The organism is Ruegeria sp. YTSC230, from assembly GCF_059609665.1.
Map to the genome: position 1 here is coordinate 88,352 of NZ_JBXWMC010000002.1, position 22,153 is coordinate 110,504.

At 57.4% G+C, this 22,153-nt stretch carries 18 protein-coding genes; 8 read left to right on the forward strand and 10 right to left on the reverse strand.

All coding sequences use genetic code 11. The features are described 5' to 3' along the window. Positions 1–21 precede the first annotated feature (21 nt). Complete coding sequence (locus tag AC2FD9_RS04505) at positions 22–477, reverse strand: tripartite tricarboxylate transporter TctB family protein (protein WP_496696361.1); 456 nt, start codon at positions 475–477, stop codon at positions 22–24. Further along, entirely contained in the window at positions 474–1,985 is a 1,512-nt protein-coding gene (locus AC2FD9_RS04510) for a tripartite tricarboxylate transporter permease (protein WP_496725499.1), read from the reverse strand. The genes AC2FD9_RS04505 and AC2FD9_RS04510 overlap by 4 nt, the downstream gene beginning before the upstream one ends. 113 nt (positions 1,986–2,098) lie before the next feature. Between AC2FD9_RS04510 and AC2FD9_RS04515 the strand changes: the two genes are divergently transcribed. Next, positions 2,099–3,127, forward strand: coding sequence for a LacI family DNA-binding transcriptional regulator (locus AC2FD9_RS04515; protein ID WP_496835601.1), 1,029 nt, complete (start codon positions 2,099–2,101; stop codon positions 3,125–3,127). Positions 3,128–3,145: 18 nt separating this feature from the next. Here the strand turns inward: AC2FD9_RS04515 and AC2FD9_RS04520 are convergent, their stop codons facing one another. Genes AC2FD9_RS04520 through AC2FD9_RS04540 form a run of 5 tightly spaced genes read right to left on the reverse strand, consistent with a single transcriptional unit; the run spans position 3,146 to position 8,915 of the window. Next, on the reverse strand, positions 3,146–4,156 hold the full coding sequence (locus tag AC2FD9_RS04520) for an Ldh family oxidoreductase (RefSeq protein WP_496835602.1): 1,011 nt from the start codon (positions 4,154–4,156) through the stop codon (positions 3,146–3,148). 10 nt (positions 4,157–4,166) lie between these two features. Further along, positions 4,167–4,796, reverse strand: coding sequence for a DUF3726 domain-containing protein (locus AC2FD9_RS04525; RefSeq protein WP_496835604.1), 630 nt, complete (start codon positions 4,794–4,796; stop codon positions 4,167–4,169). Next, positions 4,793–6,478 carry a hypothetical protein gene (locus AC2FD9_RS04530; RefSeq protein ID WP_496835605.1) on the reverse strand — a complete coding sequence of 562 codons (1,686 nt, stop codon included), beginning with the start codon at positions 6,476–6,478 and terminating at the stop codon, positions 4,793–4,795. Before AC2FD9_RS04530 ends, AC2FD9_RS04525 begins: the two co-directional genes overlap by 4 nt. After that, on the reverse strand, positions 6,475–7,452 hold the full coding sequence (locus AC2FD9_RS04535; protein ID WP_496696353.1) for a membrane dipeptidase: 978 nt from the start codon (positions 7,450–7,452) through the stop codon (positions 6,475–6,477). Before AC2FD9_RS04535 ends, AC2FD9_RS04530 begins: the two co-directional genes overlap by 4 nt. Beyond that, a complete protein-coding gene (locus AC2FD9_RS04540; RefSeq protein WP_496707027.1) occupies positions 7,452–8,915 on the reverse strand; it encodes an aldehyde dehydrogenase family protein in 1,464 nt (487 codons plus the stop codon). Before AC2FD9_RS04540 ends, AC2FD9_RS04535 begins: the two co-directional genes overlap by 1 nt. Before the next feature lie 85 nt (positions 8,916–9,000). Here AC2FD9_RS04540 and AC2FD9_RS04545 point away from each other — a divergent pair, with 85 nt between their 5' ends. From AC2FD9_RS04545 to AC2FD9_RS04565, 5 genes are all read left to right on the forward strand, one after another. Then, entirely contained in the window at positions 9,001–9,873 is an 873-nt protein-coding gene (locus AC2FD9_RS04545; protein WP_058275410.1) for a LysR family transcriptional regulator, read from the forward strand. 256 nt (positions 9,874–10,129) lie between these two features. After that, positions 10,130–11,080: an ABC transporter substrate-binding protein gene (locus AC2FD9_RS04550; protein ID WP_282118889.1), complete on the forward strand. Its 951-nt coding sequence runs from the start codon at positions 10,130–10,132 to the stop codon at positions 11,078–11,080. Between the two features lie 78 nt (positions 11,081–11,158). Next, a complete protein-coding gene (locus tag AC2FD9_RS04555; protein ID WP_058275713.1) occupies positions 11,159–12,196 on the forward strand; it encodes a quaternary amine ABC transporter ATP-binding protein in 1,038 nt (345 codons plus the stop codon). After that, positions 12,189–13,778: an ABC transporter permease gene (locus AC2FD9_RS04560; protein WP_058275411.1), complete on the forward strand. Its 1,590-nt coding sequence runs from the start codon at positions 12,189–12,191 to the stop codon at positions 13,776–13,778. The genes AC2FD9_RS04555 and AC2FD9_RS04560 overlap by 8 nt, the downstream gene beginning before the upstream one ends. Before the next feature lie 54 nt (positions 13,779–13,832). Beyond that, entirely contained in the window at positions 13,833–14,807 is a 975-nt protein-coding gene (locus AC2FD9_RS04565; protein WP_496835608.1) for an arginase family protein, read from the forward strand. Here the strand turns inward: AC2FD9_RS04565 and AC2FD9_RS04570 are convergent. Both AC2FD9_RS04570 and AC2FD9_RS04575 read right to left on the reverse strand, forming a co-directional pair. Further along, positions 14,804–15,772 (reverse strand): agmatinase, encoded by a 969-nt coding sequence (locus AC2FD9_RS04570; RefSeq protein WP_496835610.1) that lies wholly within the window; start codon positions 15,770–15,772, stop codon positions 14,804–14,806. The genes AC2FD9_RS04565 and AC2FD9_RS04570 overlap by 4 nt on opposite strands. Positions 15,773–15,843: 71 nt before the next feature. Then, complete coding sequence (locus AC2FD9_RS04575) at positions 15,844–17,364, reverse strand: trimethylamine methyltransferase family protein (RefSeq protein WP_496835611.1); 1,521 nt, start codon at positions 17,362–17,364, stop codon at positions 15,844–15,846. Positions 17,365–17,549: 185 nt separating this feature from the next. On the opposite strand from AC2FD9_RS04575, the gene AC2FD9_RS04580 reads away from it, so the two are divergent. Together AC2FD9_RS04580 and AC2FD9_RS04585 are read left to right on the forward strand one after the other, a co-directional pair. Further along, on the forward strand, positions 17,550–19,985 hold the full coding sequence (locus AC2FD9_RS04580) for a GcvT family protein (protein WP_496835612.1): 2,436 nt from the start codon (positions 17,550–17,552) through the stop codon (positions 19,983–19,985). Between the two features lie 89 nt (positions 19,986–20,074). Then, entirely contained in the window at positions 20,075–21,046 is a 972-nt protein-coding gene (locus AC2FD9_RS04585; RefSeq protein ID WP_496835614.1) for a LysR family transcriptional regulator, read from the forward strand. Here the strand turns inward: AC2FD9_RS04585 and AC2FD9_RS04590 are convergent. Next, complete coding sequence (locus AC2FD9_RS04590) at positions 21,043–22,068, reverse strand: LacI family DNA-binding transcriptional regulator (protein WP_282118895.1); 1,026 nt, start codon at positions 22,066–22,068, stop codon at positions 21,043–21,045. The genes AC2FD9_RS04585 and AC2FD9_RS04590 overlap by 4 nt on opposite strands. Positions 22,069–22,153 lie beyond the last annotated feature (85 nt).

Below are 22,153 nucleotides of genomic sequence, written 5' to 3' on the forward strand. Positions count from 1 at the left end.
TTCATCCGCGCATTTGCGTGTTCAGAACAGAATTTCTCTTGGTGTGTAGACGTTCAAAAGCATGGCAAAGAGCCCGTACATAACCGCCACAAAGACCGCCGTAATGATCCCGCGTTTGATCCAGGTTTTGACCTCGGAATGGGGGGCGGGGTCGTAGATCGACAGCAGGGTAAAAAAGGCGATGGTTGTTGCGGTGTAGAACCCCAGCGTCTTCGCCGCCCAAAATACGTAGATCAGCGTGATGATCAGTCCCGGCAGCATGTTCACGAACATCGTCCGCGTCACGCCGTTTCCGACCTTGGACAGACCCATAACTGCTTTGCCAAATGTCCATCCGGCCAGAACCACAAAGACCGTTGCGATCAGGCGTGGGAACAGGAATGCCTCGGCGGGTTGTTGCGTGTAACTGACCCATGCGACCCACAGGCCAACTGCAAAGACCAGACCTGACCCGAATACGTGCTGTGAGCGGTTCATGCCTGTGCCTCCTCTTTGGTTGTGTAGCGGCGGCTGCGCAGTTCCATCCAAACCGAATAGGCGATCGAGGCCAGTACCACTGCGATCAGGAACAGGTTCAATCCACCGGTCATGAAGTACGAAGCCTTGCCGACGGTCGCGTCAGCGATCATTCCACCCTGGATGAAGTTGGCCTCGGCGATTGGCCCGAGGATCAGGCCCAGTACCAACGGTGCAGCCGAGAAACCGAAGCGTTCCAAAAAGAACATGCCGATGCCGAGGCACGCCATCACGTATACGTCGCCCATCGAACCCTGAACCGAGTATGCGCCAAAGACCGAAAGGGCCAGAACGATGGCGGCCATAACCGATTGCGGAACCTGTGCGACGCGAGCGGCAAGACCCGCGACATAGAGGCCGAAGATACACATCAGAACCTGCCCAATCAGCATCGAGTTGATGAAGGTCCAGGCGACGTCGGGGTGATTATCAAACAGGTCCGAGCCCGGGAAAATCCCGTGGATCAGCAACCCGCCCAACAGCACGGCGGCGGTCGGGCTGCCGGGGATGGACAGCGTCAGCAGCGGGACCAGCGAGGGGCCGACCATCGCGTTGTTTGCGGATTCCGCGGCGATGACACCCTCGGAATGGCCGGTGCCGAACTTTTCTTTTTCCGACGAGAACTTCTTGGTCTGGTCATAGGCGACAAGGCCCGCGATTTGCCCACCGACACCGGGGATCAGGCCGATGATCGAGCCCGTCAGCGTGCCGATGCTCAGCGCGCGCGTGCGGCTGAACAGTTCCTTGAACGCCGCCAGGATCGAGTGGCGTTGCACTTCGATCACTTCGGCACCTGTGTTGTGACGCCCTTTGGCAAACATGGTCAACACCTGAGGTATCGCAAACAAGCCAATCAACGCGGCGATGATGTTGATACCGCCGCCCAACGCGGGATGAAAGATAAAGCGCTGTGCACCCATGATGTCGTCGAACCCGATCGTGGCCAGCCACAACCCGATACATCCGGACAGCAGCCCTTTGACCACCGACGCGGAATCCAGTGTTCCAATCACCGTGACCCCTAGAATGGCCAGCCAGAACAGGTGCGACGGGCCAAAGGCAAGCGCCCATTGCGCCAAAACGGGCGTCAGGAAGATCAGCAGCAGAACGCCAAAGATTCCGCCCACGGCCGATGCCAGAAAAGACAGCTGCAAGGCGCGGGCACCTTCGCCCTTTTTGGCCATCGTGTGGCCATCCAGAGTGGTGGCGATATTCGCCGGAGCGCCAGGGATCTTCAATAGGATGGCGCTGACCGCGCCGCCAGCCACGGTCGAGGTATAGGCTGCCCCCAGCAGGATCAGGCCTTGCGCGGCCTCAAGTTGGAAGGTGAACGGGATCAACAGGGCCACCGCCATCGTTGGTGACAGGCCGGGGGTCGCGCCCAGAATTAACCCTCCGATCGTGCCGCCCAAAAGCAGCAGGAACGACATCGGCGTGAACACATCTCCGAAGTAGTAAATGAATTCCATCCTGGGCCTCCCAACCCGTCCGTTCGCACTTTTACCTTTGTTGACAAATCAGGTTAGGGGATGAAAATAGTATTGCAAATGTTTTCATAAATTTGACCGGGTAGGGTAAAATTATGGCTAACTTTCAAAAGGGTAAGGTGGATATTGTAGCTGTTGCAAAGGCTGCAAAGGTGTCGCCGTCTACGGTTTCACGTACTTTCAATCACCCCGATCTGGTCAACCCGGCGACTCGCAAAAAGATCAACAAGGCCGTGCAGCGATTGGGTTACATCCGCAACCGCGCGGCCCAAACGATGCATGGAAAACGGTCGGGAACAATTGGCCTTGTTGTGCCCACAATCAACCACGCCATTTTTTCCGAGGTCATTCAGGCCTTTTCGGATTCGATCGACAAAGCGGGGTTTAGCCTGTTGCTGGTGTCGCATGGGTATGACCTGGATCGGGAATACGCGATGGTTCGCAAGTTTCTTGAACATCGCGTGGACGGTGTGGCGCTGGTCGGGTTGGAACATTCCGACGCCACCAACCGCTTAATCACGCAACAAAAGATACCCGCATTGGCAATCTGGAATTACTCAGAAGAATCACCCCTTCCTTGTGTGGGGGCGGACAACCATCTGGCCGGACGATTGGCGGCCGAACACCTGCTAGATCTGGGGCACCGTGACATCGGGCTGATCTTTCCCGAAACTCAGGGGAACGACCGCGCGCAACACCGCCTTTCCGCTGTGCATGATGCGTTGGGCGAACGGGGGGTTTCCGTACCTGATGAGCATGAAACCCAAGCGCCGTACAGTGTTTCTCAGGCCAAGCAGGCGGCCATGGCCCTTTTGACGACGTCGAAACGTCCGACGGCATTGCTGTGTGGCAATGACGTCATTGCACAGGGGGCGCTGTTCGCTGCCCAAAAACTTGGATTAAGCGTTCCAGATGATCTGTCGATAATTGGTATCGGAGATTTCAAAGGCTCAGCGGACGTCGAGCCTGGCCTTACAACCATCCGCATTCCTGCAGAAAACATCGGAGCACTGGCCGGTGAGAAATTCACCGATTTCATCACGTCGGATGACCCAAAGCATTTCAGCATCCGCTGTGATTTGGAATGTGTCGCCAGACAAACGACCCGTTTGCTGGCGACCTGACAGGCCTGGGCAGAATAGCTAGGCTATGATTGCCTCAATCTTATCCAGCGTGGCCGCATTGACTGCAACGCCGTCGGTCTGTGCCTGCCTGCGCTTGCCGCCTCGACCATCGCCGGGCAGATGCGCTCCGTTCTGTGCGCGGATTGCGCCGACCAACTCGCTGATCCCCGAAGCAAACGCATCGCCAGAGGTGGCGGTCGGGTCTATCGCAATGAAGAACTGCCCGGTCTTGGGCGGCCCACCGGCGGTGCCGGAAAAGGGCGAGGCGTTAATGCCAAGGGTCGCTCCGGTCAAAGCTGCGGCCAGGACCTCGGTCAGCAGGGCAACACCGACACCTTTGTAACCGCCTGACGGTGCCATCGACCCCTTAAGGCCGACATTGGGGTCTGTGGTCGGGTTGCCATCCGCGTCCAGAGCCCAGCCAACCGGGATCGGTTTGCCTTCGCGCGCGTGTTTCATGACCTCGCTTTTAGCAATCGTGCTGGCGCTTTGGTCGATCAGCAGGGCAGGCTGGCCGTCCGCGCCCGGTGCCGCGATCGAGAAAGGGTTGGTTCCGACGACGGGTTTCGCACCGCCCGAAGGCGCGATCGAAGCCGGAGCATTGGTGAACCCCAACCCAACCAACCCGGCCTGCGCCAACCGGTATGTGTGGTAGCCAAGGACACCGCAGTTATAGCTGTTGCGGATCGACAGTGCCGCGATCCCTTGTTCACGTGCAGCTGGGATAAGGACCTCAAAACCCATATCAATTGCGGAATGGGCAAAGCCGGTTTCTGCGTCCACATTCACTGCGCCAGGGCGCGGGCGCGACAGTTCCGGTTGGGCCGTTCCGTCCACTTTCCCACATTGGACGTGCTCGCAATATATCGGGATGTAGGCCAGCCCGTGGCTGGCAACCCCATCCGCCTCGGTTGCAGCCGTCGCAACGGCCAATGGCCGGGCGTTGGCTTCAGCGGTTCCTGCGGCAACAAGCGCACGGAAGGCGAGATCTTCGATCTGCTCAAGGGTCAGGGTACGGGTTTCAATCATAGGGGCCTCTTTAGTCGTTGTCGGATAAGCCCGCTCCGGCCCCGCGCAGGCGGGATTCCTCGGTGGCAGGGGCGTATGTGCGGTGGGCGAACCGGTTTAGTACCGCCCAATCGGTCGGATCGGGTTCAGCCCGTGTTCGATGCGGGGCGGGGGCGGTAAGTTGGCCGCCAAGGTGCACAGATACCTGATGTGCCCGGTCCGGGATCGGGGCGTCCAGGGACAAGTCAAAACCGTCGGTTTCCGCTAGTGCGTGGTCATAATCTACGCTCACGCAGGTCGCTAGAACGCGTGCGGCATTGGCCGCAAATGGAAGCAGCAGTGCGGGTACGGCTACGTTTCTTATTGCTATCGGGGATGAATTCAGGCGGTGGGCACAATCGGACAATAATGCGCCGGTCACCAATGGGCACAGCTGGTTTTCGCTCTGCCATTCGCCGCTCAGATCGGACGGGGCGTGTGTCTTTGGTGTGCTCGCCAAATCAAGTTGCAGAAGCTGAGCCAAAGCACCGGTACCGTTTTGCCCGTGCGCGCACAGCCAGCGCGTTGCTTTCGCGGCTTCCTCAGCAAGTCCCCAGCTATATCCAGCTCCTCGGGTCGCACGCTTTGCGGTGGCTTCGACCTCATTCAGCGAGACGTTCATTGGGAAAGCTCCGGATAGACCCACAGATCTGCGGTTTTGGCATTCAGATCTTCGGGGTAGGGCGCGCCAGCGTACATGCAGATACGCACCCAGCGGTCCGAGCGTGGGTCAAAATGCGTAGCACCAAAAAAGGATAACTTGGCCCGAAGCATATCGATGGGCATGACCCCAGCGCTGATCGTGTTGTCGCGAAGCTCGCCATATGGTGCGACAAGGCCGATCTGCGCACGCCGGATCGTGTGACGGTGTTCAGGATGGCACAGAAGGAACTCGGCTATCGACCTGTCGTCCTGCCAATTCTCAAGGTCCGCGAAAGCCAGCGCGGCGTCTCTGGCCGGGGCAAGGGGCTGTTCGTATTCGGCAATTGGTTCCTCGAACCGTTCACCCAAGCGTGGTTCCAGTTTTTCTTCAGACACGTACCAGGCGCGCGCGCAGTTTGCCTCCGCCGACCATTCCAAATCCAACGCCCAACCAAAGCGGTCCTGAATCGCGGTGCGGACCTGATCGACGGTCATGCCCCCGTTGATAACCTGTGCCTGCGCATTCCCGTCAGCCATACAGCCGGTCAGGCCATCCACCAGATCGCCATAGGGTTCCAGAACAAGTGAGGCGAGCAGTTCCTGCCCTTCTTCGCCAAGTGCGGTTTCGGACCATCGGATCAACCTGTCCCACGGGTGGTCCTGCCTCAGGTCATTCTGATCCAGGTAGCTGGTAATTGCCGCAAGATCGGCATTCAGCGACGCAAGCTTCTCAATCTGGACCGGATGCTCTGATCGCCACCACGACATCGACAGTTTGCTACGATCGTAGATTTCACGAAAGTGTCGGGCTTCATCCTCAGACGCTGTTTGCAGGGATCGCACCCGCGCCAAAGCTTCTTCGCGCGTCATAATCCAATTATTGAACAGTACCGGGTGGTTTACGATGAACGGAGCCATGCCAAGGCCGGTAGAGTTACCGATGCCCAGCCACTGCGCAATCTCGGGGTCCAGATCTGCTGTCTGCATGCCGCCTTTGGCGAGGGCCATATGTTGCACCAGATCGCGGACAAATGTTCGCGTCAGGTAGACCGACAGCATTTCCGCCTGAAACGGTGCGTGCAGTTCTGGTCGGTTCGCTATCTTCTCGCGATCTGCGGCGCCGAACTTGCCCGATCCGTATACGGCCGTCGTCCGCATCAGGTAGCCAACTTTATGGATTTGCTCCAAGTCGGGCTGTTGTCCGGCAGCCAACCTGTCGACCACGTGTTTCCACAAACGTACGGACCGGTTGGCGCGGGACAGTGACAGCTCGCTTTCGCTTACGCGCCCGGCTTCTTGCAAAGGCACGTTTTGGGACAGGCGTTGAATGTCGTTTTCCGTTGGGATGCCATCGAATAATGCGAAAGTGGCGTCCCACGCCTCGGCGATCACCCGGTCCGACCGTTGTTCGGGCGGCAGGTCATGGGCAAACGCAACCAGCGAATAGGCGCGATCCGGACCTTGCACAGTGTAGACAGCGTGGCCGACGCCGTTTTCGTCGATCTCAAAAACAGGGCGCGTAAAGGCCCAGTTCTCACGCGCCATACGCCGGGTCAGTTGCCGCATGAAGCTGAGTCTGCACTGATGCAGCGAGCCCAGCCGCGACAGGCGCATAACCTGCGCAGGATCGCGTCGCGGGATATCAGTACTGACGTGGTTCATGCAGTTCGTGGTCCAAAGTTCTGATCGAAAAAGCCGTACCAGTTGCCGCCCATGATGCCCGAAACTTCTTCGGCGTTCATGCCAACGTTGCGCAGCCCGGTTTCGATATTGCCAAAGTCGCGATTGTCCTCGAACCAGCTGGGCATCGGCGGAAAGCCGGGATTGCTGGCTGAACCTTCGCCGTAGTCGATTTCCTTGGTCCAGCGACCAACGCGCATCCACTCGACAATGCTGTCGGGTTGATCCTGACACAAGTCGGTGCCGATCCCCAGATGTTGTGCACCGTATTTTTCGGCCGTACGGGCGATCATCTCGCAAAAACTCTCCAGCGTGCAGTCGGATTTGTCTTTCAGGTGATGAGGGTAGACCGAAAAGCCCAACATCCCACCGTTTTCGGTCACTGCCCGGATCACCGAATCACGTTTGTTGCGCAGGGCCGGGGACCATTCGTGCGGGTTGGCGTGGGTGATGGCGATGGGACGTTCGGACAGCTCGGCGGCCTCGATTGTCGAACGATCCGCCGAATGGCTCATGTCGACGACAAGGCCTACACGGTTCATCTCTTTGATAACCTGTTTGCCCATACGGGTGATGCCGGTGTCTTCGGCCTCGTAACAACCGGTCGCCAGAAGAGACTGGTTGTTATAGGTCAGCTGCATGAACCGCGCGCCCAGATCGTGCAGGATTTCCACCAGCCCGATATCATCTTCGATGGGCGAGGGGTTCTGGAAGCCAAAGAACACAGCCGTCCGCCCGGTTTCCCGGGCGATGTCGATGTCGCTGGCCCAACGGCCTTTCATGATCAGGTCCGGAAATTGCTCAAACCAGCGGTTCCACTTTTCAAAGTTCAGAACCGTTTCTCGGAAGTTCTCGTGATACGAGATGGTGACGTGTATTGCGTCCACGCCCCCTTCACGTAGCTGCCGAAAAATCTTCTCCGACCAGTTGGCGTATTGCAGCCCGTCGATGCGCATCAGACCGGTGTTCCCGCGCTGATGTAGGCTGTTTTAACAGTGGTATAGAATTCAGCCGCTGCCTTGCCCTGCTCGCGTGGACCGTAAGAGCTGTCGCCGCGCCCGCCGAACGGAACGTGATAGTCAGTGCCTGCGGTCGGCAGGTTGACTGTGACAACACCGGTGCGTGCGTTGCGGCGGAAGTGCGTTGCGCGCGCAAGGCTTTGCGTCACGATGCCCGAAGTCAGTCCAAAGTTGGTTGCGTTCACCACGCTCAGCGCTTCATCATAGCTGCCGACCTTGATGACGCTGGTCAACGGCGCGAACATCTCTTCGCGGTTGATCCGCATATCGTTGTTGGTGTTCAGGAACACGCCGGGGGACATGTAGAAACCGTCATGCGGCATCTCAAGTCGCTGACCACCGCAGGCCAGCTCGGCACCTTCGGATTTACCCAGATCGACATAGGCCAAATTTTCGTTCAGTTGCTGTTCACTGACGACCGGCCCCATTTGAACGCCGTCTTCCAGCGCGTGGCCGACTTTCATGGCCTGCGCACCCGCGACAAGTTTTTCGACAAATGCATCGTGCACACCGGCATGAACGACCAGACGCGAGGATGCGGTACATTTTTGACCTGTACCGCCAAAAGCTCCGCCCAATGCCAGCGTCACCGCCAAATCCAGACCGGCGTCATCCATCACGGCCAGCGCGTTTTTCGATCCCATCTCCATCTGAACTTTGGTCAGGTTCTGAATCGCAGCGGCGGCGATGCCTTTGCCAACCGGAACGGAACCGGTGAAGGAAATCGCGTTGACCTTGGGGCTTTCAACCAGCCGCTGACCGATCGAGCGGCCCGACCCCATGACAAGGCTGAACAGACCCTTGGGGATGTCCTGACGTTCGATGATCTCGGTCAGGGCTACGGCAGAAGCCGGCGTGATGTTGGCGGGTTTCCAGACAACTGCGTTGCCATAGCACAGCGCCGGAGCAATCTTCCAAGAGGCCGTCGCGGTCGGGAAGTTCCAAGGGCTAATGATGGCTACGACGCCCACGGCCTCGCGGCGGACGTCAATTTCAACACCGGGGCGGACGCTGTCGGCGTTCTCACCGATCTGGCGCAGGCATTCGGCTGCGTAATAGGTGAAGAACTGACCAGCGCGATACACTTCGCCTTTGCCTTCGGCCAACGGCTTGCCCTCTTCGCGGGAAAGCAAGGTGCCCAGCTCTTCGGCGCGCGACATCAGCTCGTTGCCGATATTCATCAGAACCGCTTGCTTGCGTTCGGGGCCGTAGGCTTCCCATTCTGCCTGTGCAACACGCGCCTGATCCAATGTGGCCTCAAGCTGATCCGCGCTGGCCTGTGCGAACATGCCAACCAGATCGCTCAGATCCGAAGGGTTGCGGTTTTCAATTTCGGTCTCGCCCGCCAGCCATTCGCCAGCAATCAGGTTCAGTTTTGTCACGATGCGCCCCAGAGTCATGAAAATTGGTCTGGCGCAGAATGGCTTTTTGAGTAGATATCAGTCAAACTCAAATAAATTGAGCAAACTTCAAAAAAGGTGAAGCTTGGCGATCAAGATCGAGACCCTACGGTGTTTTTGCACCGTCGCTCAAACTGGCAACCTGATCGAGGCGGCCGACCGGTTGGGCCGCACGCAGTCGGCGGTCTCGATGACCCTCAAGCAATTTGAGGATCATCTGGGTAAAAAGCTCTTTGAAGGAGAGCGCAAAAACCAGTTGTCCCCGTTGGGGTTACAGGTTTTCGAAGTGGCTTTGAAACAAGTCCGCCAATTCGATCAGGCCGTCTTGGATATAATGGCCGCAGCAAAAGCAGAGCACGGGTTGCTGCGCATCGCGTCCGTTCCATCGGTTGCGGCGCTGATTTTTCCTAAGGTTCTGGCCTATGTCACAGAACGCTTTCCCGGAGTAAAAGTCGAATTGCGCGACACAGATACTCAGCAGGTATTGGACGCACTGGTTGAGGGTAAAGCGGATATTGGCATCGCCTCAGGTCAGCACGCGCTGAACGGAGTTCGGTCGCTTCCGTTGTTCGAAGACAGGTTTGGGCTGGTATGCGCCTCTGATCACCGATTGATACGACAGCCAAATACGCCAACAATTGACGAAGTCCTGACACTTCCGTTTATACGAAACGCGCTGTGCGATCTGATTCAATCGCCCAAGTTCCGGGCATCCGAAGCGCAGGCGGATGTTACTGTTCACAACACCCATTCCCTTATCACAATGGTCAAGACCGGGGATTGGGTAACGGTGTTGCCGCAATCGGTCGCCAGTTTCATGCCCGAGGCGACGGCGTTTCGCGAAATTGCGGATTTGCCCGATCAGCGCCAGGTCTGCCTCTATGTCAGTGAACATGCGCGGTTCAAGCATCTGACCGAAGAGGCGGTCGCTTACATTCTGGAACTGGGCGCTGCCTGATGGCAGAGTACGAGTTCACGGCCAATTTTCGACAAAGCCGAAACATTTCTATGATAATATCGAATTTGAGTGCTTCTTGGACGTAACGCTTGATGGGTGACGCGTCGCCATGTTTCAATTTTTCTTGCCGGGTCGGCGCATCGTGCGGCTGACCCAAAAATGGGAAAGCATCGGCTTTCCGACTTTGTTTGAAAGGTGCAGCACGGCCCTCGGGCATAGAAAAACAGCGCCGCAGACGCCCAACATGGAGACACAAATGAAGAAACTAGCCACGTTACTGGGAGGCGCATCCGTTGTGATCGCCGGACCCGTCCTTGCTGCTGATATCGTGATCGGCGTGCCGAACTGGCCTTCGGTAAATGCGACGGCACATATTTTGAAGGTCGCGATCGAACAGAACCTCGGTCTTGAGGTTGAACTTCAGAATGGCACCAACCCGATTGTGTTCGAGGCAATGGACTCCGGTGCCATGCACGTACACCCCGAAGTTTGGATGCCCAACCAGCAAAACCTGCATGATACCTACGTAAAAGATAAGGGTACGGTTACGTTCAACGCGAATGGCGTTGAAGCCTTTCAGGGTATGTGCGTCGACAAGGCAACCGCCGAAGCACATGGCATTACGTCCATTGAAGACCTGACAAATCCCGACAATGCAGCGCTGTTCGACAGCAACGGTGACGGGCAGGGTGAGCTATGGATCGGTGCGCCGGGATGGGCGTCGACCAACGTCGAAAAAATTCGGGCCAAATCCTACGGTTATGACCAAGTTTTTGAACTGACAGAAATTGACGAGACAGTGGCTTACGCGAATCTCGACAATGCAATCAAAGCTGGCGAGCCTTGGGTAGGGTTCTGCTACACGCCGCACTATGTGTTTGCCCTGCATGACATGCAGATCTTGGAAGAACCGGCGTACGACGCGGCCAAGTGGAACGTGCTGCAGCCCACAGACGACCCAGATTGGCTGGAAAAATCCGAGGCCGGCGTTGCCTGGGATCTTGCCTACCTGCATTTGCACTTCGCAAAGTCGCTTGAGGAAGAATATCCGGAAGTGGCGACCATGCTGTCCAACATGAAACTGGATACGGACACGGTTTCGGCGATGACCTTTGCATTGGTGATCGAAGGCCAAGAGCCTTTGGCTTATGCCGAGGAATGGGTCGGTGCGAACGAAGATGCCGTTCTGGGCTGGATGTCAAATTGATTGACGCCCACCGGAATTGAAACTCTGGCAGGCCGTCGGGACAGCCCCGGCGGCCTGTTTTGCACCAAAGGGACAAAAATGACCGAAACAGTCGTTAAACTGACGGATGTCTGGAAAATCTTTGGCGCAAAAGCCGAAGAAGCCATGGAAGCCGTCCGGAATGAAGGCATCGGAAAGCCTGAAGTTTTGGAAAGATTCAATTGTGTTGTTGGCGTGCAGGGCGCGTCCTTCGAAGTGCCAAGGGGCGAGATTTTCTGCATCATGGGCCTGTCAGGCTCTGGCAAATCTACGCTGGTACGACACGTCAATCGCCTGATCGAACCGACCGCCGGAAAGATCGAAATTCTGGGGCAGGATGTCTCCAAGATTTCCGAGGCCGAGCTGCGTCGCATTCGGGCCATGCAAATCGGGATGGTGTTTCAGCACATGGCACTGATGCCGCACCGCTCGGTTCGCGATAATGTCGCCTACCCGCTGGAAATCCGCAAAGTGTCGAAATCGAAACGCTGGGCGGTTTCGGATCACGCATTAGGGTTGGTAGACCTGACGGGCTACGAAGACCGCCTGCCCAAAGAATTGTCGGGCGGCATGCAGCAACGTGTTGGGATTGCCCGCGCGCTGGCCTCGGACCCCGAGATCCTGCTGATGGATGAGCCGTTTTCAGCCCTTGATCCGCTGATCCGCCTGCAATTGCAGGACCAGTTCAAAGCACTGGTGGCGCAATTGAAAAAGACGACGCTGTTCATCACGCACGATCTGGACGAGGCCATTCGCATAGGCCATCGCATCGCCATCATGAAAGACGGTGTCATTGTGCAGATAGGTACGCCGGAAGACATCGTCATGAACCCGGCAGACGATTACGTGCGAGAGTTCGTGCAGGGCATTTCCAAGCTGAAACTGGTCAAGGCGCATTCGATCATGGAGCCGATCGAAAGTTACTCTGGCCCGACCGATGGCGCACCACGCGCGGATGAAGGGGCGGATTTGGACCAGTTGATCGACCTTGCCGTCAATACGGACCTTCCGGTCATCATTACCGATGCTGGCGCTGATGTAGGCGTGGTCACTAAACCGCGTTTGCTGCGCGGAATTCAGGGGGGCAAAAATGACTGATGCAACCACGGAAGTAAAAGTCACGGCCGCCTCGGATATCGAAGTCGACCGCGAGGCGCTGGACCGCTCGATCCACGAATTTACCGGGCCAAACGGCGACTACTACGTCAACGCGTTTCACAAAATTCATGACGCGACCAGCGGTATTCCCAATACCTTCAACATCTGGGCGGCTGTTTTGGGACCATTCTGGTCTGCGTCCCGCGCGATCTGGGGGATGTTCTGGACTTTCCTGATCCTGGAAATCATCGCCTGGGTTCAGATCGGCCGCGGTGCCTGGGGCAACCCCGGCGCTGATCTGGCCGAACGGGCTGAACGTCAGCAGACCCGCGCGAACGAGCTATTGGAACGTGCGACTGCGGCCACCGAAAAGGCGGACATTGACCGGTTCAACAAGTTGGCAGCGAATATCCAGAAGGCCGCAGATGCCAGTTTTGAGAAAGCGGCGTCCGCCCAGTCTGAGGCGTTTGGCATCATGGTTACAGGCCTGTTGATGTTGTTGGTTTTCAAGCTTGCGCAAGGTTTTTATGCGGACCGTGTGTACGAAAAGCAGTACTCGAATTGGCGGACAGATCCTGCCAGCACCGAAAGCGGCCGCTCGACCCGCAACACTGTTCTGGGTGCTGTTTTGGTGGCCGCAATTGGCCCACTGATCGTGTACAAATTCACCGTCAACGCCTCACTCCCATTGTTGGATGCATTCCCCGAGCAGGAAGTCTCCGCGATGATATTGGGCGAAGGCAACGGAACGTTGTTCTCAAATCTGGCAAGCTGGATGGAGGCGCAGATAGATGCAGCCGCCGCAGCCGGCGGGGATGTATTCGACGGTATCGTGGCGGGTGTGCGATCTGTTCTGGATGCGTTGACGGTGGCATTGATCGGTTCCCCGTGGCCGGTTGTGATGTTGGTGATCTGTGTGACCGCGTGGCGCGCGGCAGGGCCAAGGGTGGCAATCTTCACCGCGTCTTCGTTGGCCTATATCGCGCTTCTGGGGTATTGGGATGTGGCGATGGAAACCGTGGCCTTGGTGGGCGCGGCGGTGCTGTTGTGCGTTGTGTTCGGCATTCCGCTGGGAATTTGGTTTGGTAAATCCAAACGCGCCTATCGCGCGGCGGAACCAGTGTTGGACCTGATGCAGACATTGCCGGCGTTTGTCTACCTGATCCCAATCATCGCTTTCTTTGGCACCGGTAACCCACCGGGCATTCTGGCGACGATCATCTTTGGCATGCCGCCGGTCATTCGTCTGACCGCGCTGGGGATGCGCGGGGTTCCGGAAAGCATAAAAGAAGCTGCCGTGGCTTTTGGGGCATCGAAATGGCAGTTGCTCAAGGATGTTGAGATCCCGCTTGCCCTGCCGTCGATCATGACCGGCGTGAACCAGACCATCCTGATGTGCTTGTCGATGGTGGTGATCATCTCGCTGATCGGCGGTGGAGGTCTGGGCAAGGAAATCCTTGAAGCGCTGCAATACGCTGCCAAAGGTCCGGGTCTGCTGGGTGGGTTCGCCATCCTGTTCCTGGCCATGGTCATGGACCGTATCGTGCAAGGCGCCTTCCGCCGAGAAGACGAAAAACTCTGAACGCAAACGCCCCCGGTTCACATCGGGGGTGTTTTTCTTTCACCGGAGACGCAGATGACCGACCGTTACGAACAGTCTATGATGGACAATCTATATTGGTGGGGGATACCGACCCTATTTCGGTGCCCCAATCAGGGTCCCGAAGGGCAGGACATCGCTTTGGTCGGAGTGCCGCATTCGGCAGGCAACGGCACAACCGAGCGGGATCAGCATCTGGGCCCGCGTGCTTTGCGGCATGTCTCGGCCGTACAGCGGCGGGTACATTCGGTGTTTGAAATTGATCCTTGGAATTGTGCGAAGATTGCAGATGTGGGCGACGTTCCATTTCCGCGGGCAAATGATAACGAAGACTGCATCGAACGGATTACGGCTTTTTACAAAGACATCGATGCAGCCGGTGCGCGCCCGGTGTCGATTGGCGGCGACCACTCCATCACTGGCGGGATCGTGCAAGCGCTGGGTCGCGGTAAACTGGCTGGTGGAGAGCCTGTCAGCTTTCTGCATTTGGACGCGCATACTGACGTCTTCACCAAGGTCGATCATTTCCTGGGGGCGAAGAAATCAGCGGCCCATTGGGGCGCGTATCTGGCGGATCAGGGGCAGGTCGACCCCACGCGATCCATGCAAATCGGACTTAGGGGCCATCCACGAAGCTTGGACTGGCTGCAGCCGTCCTACGACTATGGCTACAACATCGTCACCATGCTTGAATTTCGCCAGCGCGGGCTGGCGGATGTCGTGGCTCAGACCAAAGAAGTGCTGGGGGACCGCCCAGTCTATATCACGTTCGATCTGGATTGCCTTGATCCCACTGTCGCGCCTGCCGTGTCCAATCTGGAACCGGGCGAGAAGGGTTTCGATATTGACGAGGCTGTCGGCATTCTTCGTGCCGCGCGCGGGTTGAACATTGTGGGCGGGGACGTCGTTTGCATGATGCCAACCAAGGACAGCCCGAACAACATCACCGCGCTAACGGCAGCTGCGGTGATGTTCGAAATGATCTCGATGATCGCCGAAAACGCCAGCTAGCGCCGTGCGTCCACGGCCTGCGCCAAAACGCAGAGCAGTTCAAACATCAGCGAAATGCCCAGCCACGCGGTGCCTCCGTTCGGATCGAATGGGGGCGATACTTCGACCAGATCAGCGCCAATCAGGTTCACGCCAGACATCTGGCGGATGACCTGCTGCGCCTGAAAACTGTTTGGTCCGCCGATCTCGGGCGTTCCGGTGCCAGGGGCGTAGGTTGGGTCAACAAAATCAATGTCATAGGTGCAATAAGTTGGTGCTTGCCCAACGATACCGCGCACCTCGGCCATCACGTCGTCGATGCCCCGATCAAACAGTTCTTCGATACGGATGATGCGAATACCCTGTGCCTCGCCCCACTCGATGTCTTCGGTGTTGTAGGCGGTGCCCCGGATGCCAACCTGAACAAAGCGTTTGGGGTCGACCAGTCCTTCTTCTACCGCCCGCCGAAACGGAGTGCCGTGGGTGAACTTATGGCCCCCAAAATAGCTGTCGAACAGGTCTGTGTGACTATCGAACTGGATCAGGCCAATGGGGCCTTCGGCGGCAAGCGCACGCAAAACGGGCAGGGTGGTCAGGTGGTCCCCGCCAGCGGTGAGCGGAACAATGCCTTTTGCCTGTAGGGTCGAGTAGAAATCCTTAACCCGGTTCAGAGTATCTTCGATATCAACCGGATTGGGCGCAACGTCGCCAAGATCGGCGCAATTGACCATTGAGAACGGCGCGACGCCTGTGACTGGGTTCATCGCGCGGATCATCGTGGAATAGTCCCGCAATTGTCGCGGACCATGCCGCGCGCCAGGGCGATTGGTAGTGCCGCCATCCCACGGGATGCCGATGAGACCGACCTGAACATCTAAAATCCGTTCGTGATCCAGGTCCAGGCTGGGCAAACGCATGAACGAGGGGATGCCGGCAAACCGGGCCAGCTCCATCGCCGATACCGGCTGAAAAAATGAATCGGTCATGGCCTTATCCTTCGCGCAATTCCCATTGGACCCTAGCGGCCCAATGAAGTGTTGGGAATGCTCTGTGGTTTTTATCTCAGAATGCGGAATCGTTTGCGAATTTCAGCATCCTGTTCGGCGCTCAAATATTCTGGGTGATGGCTGGCCAGAACTTCTTTGGCGTGATGCCGGGCAGATGACCACGCGTCTTTGGCACCATCGTTTTGCCACGTGCGGGGCTCCTGTCGATCGGCGAGTTCGGGGTAAAAGTAATCCCGCTCCATCGCCGCATAGGTTTGTTCACTTCCCAAAAAATGCCCGTCACCCAGAACAGAATGGCAGATGGCGTCAAAACCCAGGTTTTCCTCGCTCACCTCAATCCCGCGCAGCGCCCGATAAGTGTGTGAGTGCATTTCGTTGTCCAGAACAAACCCCTCGAAACTTGCGCCTAACAAGGATGCGGTCATTCCCGAGCTTTCATAGATCAGGTTCCCCCCAGCCAGTGCCGCGGCAAGCGATGTCATGCCTTTTTCAACGCCGTACTGCGCGTCGACAGCCTTTGCGTCGGTCATGGAGGCGGCTACGCCCGAGGGCAAACCTAACCAGTTCGTGAGCTGCGCCGAGGCCGCGTTCAAAACAGCCGTCTCTCCGCTGCCGCCGGCAAAAGACCCGGTCCTGAGGTCTACGATGAAAGGCCAATTGGAAAACACCATCGGAAATCCGGGTCTGATCGCGTAGACCATGACAAGGCTGGCCAATGTCTCGGCCAGCGATTGCGCCAAAAACCCGGCCAAAGTCGCCGGGGCCGTGGCACCGGCCTGGGCCGCCGTGATGCACGACATGGGAATGTTGTGGGCGACGCATTCATAGACGACATCAACCGCATCCTCCCCATACCGCAGTGGCGAAATCACTGGGCTGATATGAGCTTTCAGAAAGGGGCGTTTGGTGAATTCACCCGGCCCTCCGGCGACGATATCCAGCAACTCGACAATGGGGCCGACATGTTCGGCCAGAGTAAACGATGTTGCCACTGGTTTGGTCGTATTGCGCACCAGCGCATAGGCGGTGTTGACGTCCAGATCGAATACATCAGGTACGTCTGTGGCCACGCAGCATCGGGTGAACCAGCTGACATTGGCCAGCGTGTCCTGCAATCGGGTGAAGTCGTGCAAATCCGCCAAGGTAGAGGGGCGATAAAGGCCGCTATCGATGTCCAGCGTTTGAACGGCGGCGCCACCCGTGCCGAAATACACGCGGTCGCCGCCAACCTCGATCGAGCGGTTTTCGTCCCGGCCATGGAGCACGAAACTTTTGGGGGCTGTATCGATTGCGCGCTGAACCATTTCACGCGGGAACAGCAACCGGTCTTGCTGACCCGCCTGCGCACCTGCGGCTTTGAGGTCTGCCGCTAATTTGTCTGGCACGTTTCCCATGCCCAAACGTTCCAACAGCTGCAGTGCTGTATCGTATATCTGTTCGATCTCGCGTTGGCTCAGAGGTTTATAAGCGCCGCCCTTCTGGCCGGGTGGGCAGGGGTCTACGACCGGTTTGGCTGCTCGCTGGGCATGCCGCGCTTTTCGGCCGCTGCGTTTAGAACCCTCTGATGACATCCGGTCCAATTCCCTTTTATCACTTTCCTGCACCGTAAGGGGCGGAACATCCCGGCATCAAAGGCGAATTGCCGTTTTCAGAATCCGAAATCGCAGTTTCGATTTTCCTGCACCCGCATTTGCGCAGTTGTCGCCTAAGCCTTTTCTTCCGCAAAACTTGGACGAAATCTTACGGAGCAAAGCCAATGAAGTCGCGTACCAAAGTCGTTGTGATAGGTGGCGGCATCGCCGGATGTTCGACCCTCTATCATTTGACGCAAGAGGGGTGGACCGACGTGGTGCTGGTCGAACGGAACGAATTGACCTCGGGCACGACGTGGCATTCGGCCGCGCAGGTGACGAACTTTGGCATGAACCAGACGATGGTGGGCCTGAAAACGCACTCGATCCAATTGTACAAGGAGTTAGCCGACGATCCGGATTATCCGATCAACTACCACCACGGGGATGGGGGGATACGCCTCGCCAACGCCGAAGGCCAGATGCAGGGCTATCGCCACTTTGCATCCATGGCGCGGGGAATGGATGTGCACTTCGAGGTGATTGACGCGGACGAATGCGCCCGCCGCCACCCTCTGATTTCAACCGACAACCTGATCGGTGGGCTGTGGGACCCCTTGGACGGCGATATTGACCCCGCTCAGTTGTGTCAGGCATTGGCGCGCCGGGCGCGCAAGGCAGGGGCAGAGGTTTATCGGAATACACCAGTGACTGGTCTGGTGCAGCACGCCGACGACACCTGGACTGTGCAGACCGAGCATGGTGACATCGATTGCGACATCGTGGTCAACGCCTGCGGATATCGCGTAAACGAAGTCGGTGCCATGATGGGCGTTCATCATCCTGTCTCGTCGATGGAGCACCAGTACTTCCTGACCGAAGAGATACAAGCGATACGCGACGCGGGTCACCGGATGCCGCTGCTGCGTTGTCCGATCAGCGATTATTATTGCCGGCAGGAAAAAAACGGCCTGTTGCTCGGGTTTTACGAACAGGACTGCAAAACCTGGGGTATGGACGGGATTGATCCGAACTTTGTGAACGCCCTTTGCCCCGACGATCTGGATCGCGTGACGGACGTGTTGGAGGGCGCATTCGCGCGGATGCCAGCGCTGATGGAGGTTGGTATTCACACCGTGGTCAATGGGCCGATTACTTATACGATCGACGGGGCTCCGCTGGTGGGCCCAATCCCCGGCAAACGCAACGCCTTTTGCATCATCGGCCTGCGCGCAGGGCTGGGCGAAGGGGGTGGGCATGGGTGGCTGCTAGCCCAGCAGATCGTGCATGGTGAGGCGTGTTACGATACGTGGTGCCTCGACCCCCGGCGGTTCACTGGTCATGCAAATGTCGAATTGACCGCGCTTAAGGCCATTGAAGATTATCAAAACGAATTCCGGTTCCACTTTCCGCATGAACATCGCCCTGCAGGACGTCCCGCCAAGACCACACCTCTGACGCCGGTGCTGGCGGCGGAGGGGGCCGAGTTCACCGTGGTCAATGGGTGGGAGAGGGTGGATTATTTCAAACCCTCGCCGGAGTTCACGCCGACGCATAGTTTCGGTTTTGACGAATCATTTGACGTGGTCGCCGCTGAGGTTCGGAATGTGCAATCGGGTGTTGGACTGGCCGAGGTGAACGGGTTCAATCGGATCGAAATCACTGGAAACGACCGGCATGCTTTTCTAGACCGGATGTTCTGTGGGCTTGTGACCCGGCGCGAGGCGCGTGTTGGGCTGGGGTACCTGCTGAACCATCACGGTATGATCAAAGCCGAGGCTACTGTGGCCAATATACCGGCCAGCGATAGGGGGGAGGCGCGTGTCTGGTATGGCTCAGCCGCAGCAAGCGAATTTCATGACATGGATTGGCTGCGTCTGCACATGCACGGCGATGAAGACGTTCAACTGCGTAGTCTGACAAATGACCAAACCATATTGGTCCTCGCTGGTCCGAAGGCGCGAGATGTCCTGTTGGCCAGCGCCCGAGCGGATTGGTCGGCTGAGGCTTTTCCATGGCTCAGTGTGCGCGAGTGCTTTGTTGGCATCGCCCCGGCTACAGTCATGAACCTCAGCTTTTCCGGTGAATTGGCTTATGAGATACACGTGCCCAACGCCTCACTCTACGCGGCCTATCTGGCGTTACGGCAAGCAGGTGAGGCGCACGGATTGAAACTGTTCGGAGCGCGGGCCGTTGAGTCGATGCGGATGGAGAAGAGCTTCCTTCATTGGAAAGCAGACCTGATCACCGAGTTCGATCCGTTTGAAACCGGATTGGACAGGTTCGTCCGATTGAATAAGGGTGATTTTGTCGGGCGCGACGCGTTGATAAAACGGCAATCGGAAGGTCCTCGCAAACAGCTTGCCGCACTTCAGGTCTCCTCGACCCTGGGTCCTGCACATCCCGGAGCGTCCTTGATGCAGGGGGATCAGGTGGTCGGCACCGTCACGTCAGGCGAATGGGGGCACCGCACCGGGTTGAACCTGGCGCATGCATTTGTCGACCCCGTCTTCAAGGACATAGGCTCCGAAATGGAATTGGAAAGCTGCGGGCAGAGGGTGCACGCAACGGTCATTCCGCCATGCCCATATGACCCGGGCTTTGACCGGATGAAGGCGTAAGCCTGAACCCAAAGTCAAATTCAGCATTGCCGTTCGGTCAAATCTTTGCTTGGCTAGTTTCGAGCAAATCGAAACAATGATTGGCACCCATGTCCAAATCGCTGAGCCTGAGATGGTTGGAAATCTTCCAATTGATCGCCAAATCCGGATCGATCCAACAGGTCGCGTCCGAAACGGGTCTGTCGATCAGCACGGTCTCGAACCACCTGCGCAGCTTGGAAAACACGCTTGGTATCGAGCTGGTCGATCATGGGCGCAGACCCATGGGCCTGACACCCGCGGGCGAGGTCTTTGCGCGGTATGTCCGCGACGGTTTGACCGTTCTAAAGCGGGGCGAGGCCGAAATACGAACGGGCAACTGGCAACACGCGACCGACTTGCGATTGGCGCTTATTGACGATTTTGACAACCAGATCGCGCCTGATATGGTCCGGTTTCTGGCGCAGGCATTGCCGCGTTGCAATTTTCGTCACTATACGCGTCCCAGCCACGAAATCCTCTCCAAGCTACAGGAACACAAACTGGATGTGGGCGTTGCCACCCGACCACCGGGACGAACCGAAGGGTTGATCGAGTACCCATTGATGCGCGACCCGTTTTTGGTCGTGCTTCCCAACAGTTTTGAAGGGTCGCCCGAAGAGTTGTTTCACCCGGACGCGGATCTACCCCTGTTGCGATATTCTCGGGACTACGTGATCGGGAAGCAAATCGAGATCCAGCTGGCGCGTAGCAAGTTCAGCTTGCCGAACAGGTTCGAACTGGAATGCAACCAGTCGATCATCGGTTTGGTAGCCCAGGGTAGCGGTTGGGCGATCACAACGGCCGCCTGTTTTCACCGGACCCAGCGGTTCCATAACAGCGTCAAAGCAATGCCGTTCCCCGGCAGAAATTTTGTGCGAACCGTGTCGCTGTTCACGACCGAAGTGTATCCCGTGACGACCTCGGAATTGATCCAGAAAGTTATGGTGAAACTGATCCGGCAACATTTTACCCGCCCAATGTGCGCCAAGCATCCTTGGTTGAAAGACGATTTCCGCACGATGGAGTGCGAAGCGGCTTAGCCCGACGCGGGCTTGCCAAGCGACGGTCGATTTACAATTCTCGTCGCCAGTTGTTCGCCAGTCCCTGCGGTTTGGTTTTCGACCATCTCAATCAATTGCAGGGCTGCTTTATGCCCCATTTCACGGTGGGGGACATGCACTGTGGTCAGCGCCGGGGAGACGATCCGGGCCAGTTCGATATCATCGAAGCCCGTGATCGAAACATCGCCGGGTACATCGAGCCCCATTTTTTGCGCCTGTCGCAAAGCACCAGCGGCTAACACGTCATTACCACACAGGATTGCTGTCGGCGGCGTGGTGGCGTTCATCAGGTCGCTAAAGGCTTTGGCGCCGTTTTCGATTTCATACGACGTTTCGATAACGGTCAGATTGTTGGCCTCAAGCCCACGATCAGCGACTGCTTCTCGGATGCCCTGAACCCTGAGACGGGCGCGGTCATTTCCGTCAACGCGAGCCGAGATCACGCCGATCCGCGTGTGCCCCAACCCAATAACGTGACTGGCGAGGTCGAACATCGCCGCGCGATTGTCAAAGCCGACCGAAGGCAGTTTGGAGTCCGGCAGATAAGACCAGGCGACCAAAGCAGGAATATTGCGCTGGTCCAGAAAGTCATAGATCTCGGGATCGCGGTCATGCCCGATTAGCAGCAACCCGTCAGCACCACGCGCAATCAAGGTCCGGATTTGTTCTTCTTCGATTTCCGGTTTGTAGGCCGAACTTGAAACCAAAAGCGTATAGCCGCGCTGATGCAGTTCCTCCTGAAATGCCTGAAGGCCCCGCGCAAAAATCGCGTTTTCCATGGTTGGAATGATCGCGCCGATGGTGAACGACCGCTTGGCCGCCATTACACGGGCTGCAAAGTTTGGCGTGTACCCAAGCGCATCAACCGCGGACTGCACGCGTTCACGGGTAGCTTTGACCACCCGGTCCGGACTGTTGAGGCAGCGCGACACAGTGGCCGTCGAAACACCTGCCATTTTTGCCACATCATCCAGTGTCGGCGCCGACCGGGATTTCGCCATTTCCAAACTCGCAATTTGCTTTTGCTGATAACTCTAAACTCAACTGCGGTGAGAGGGAAGCAATTATGTAAGCGCTTGCATTTTG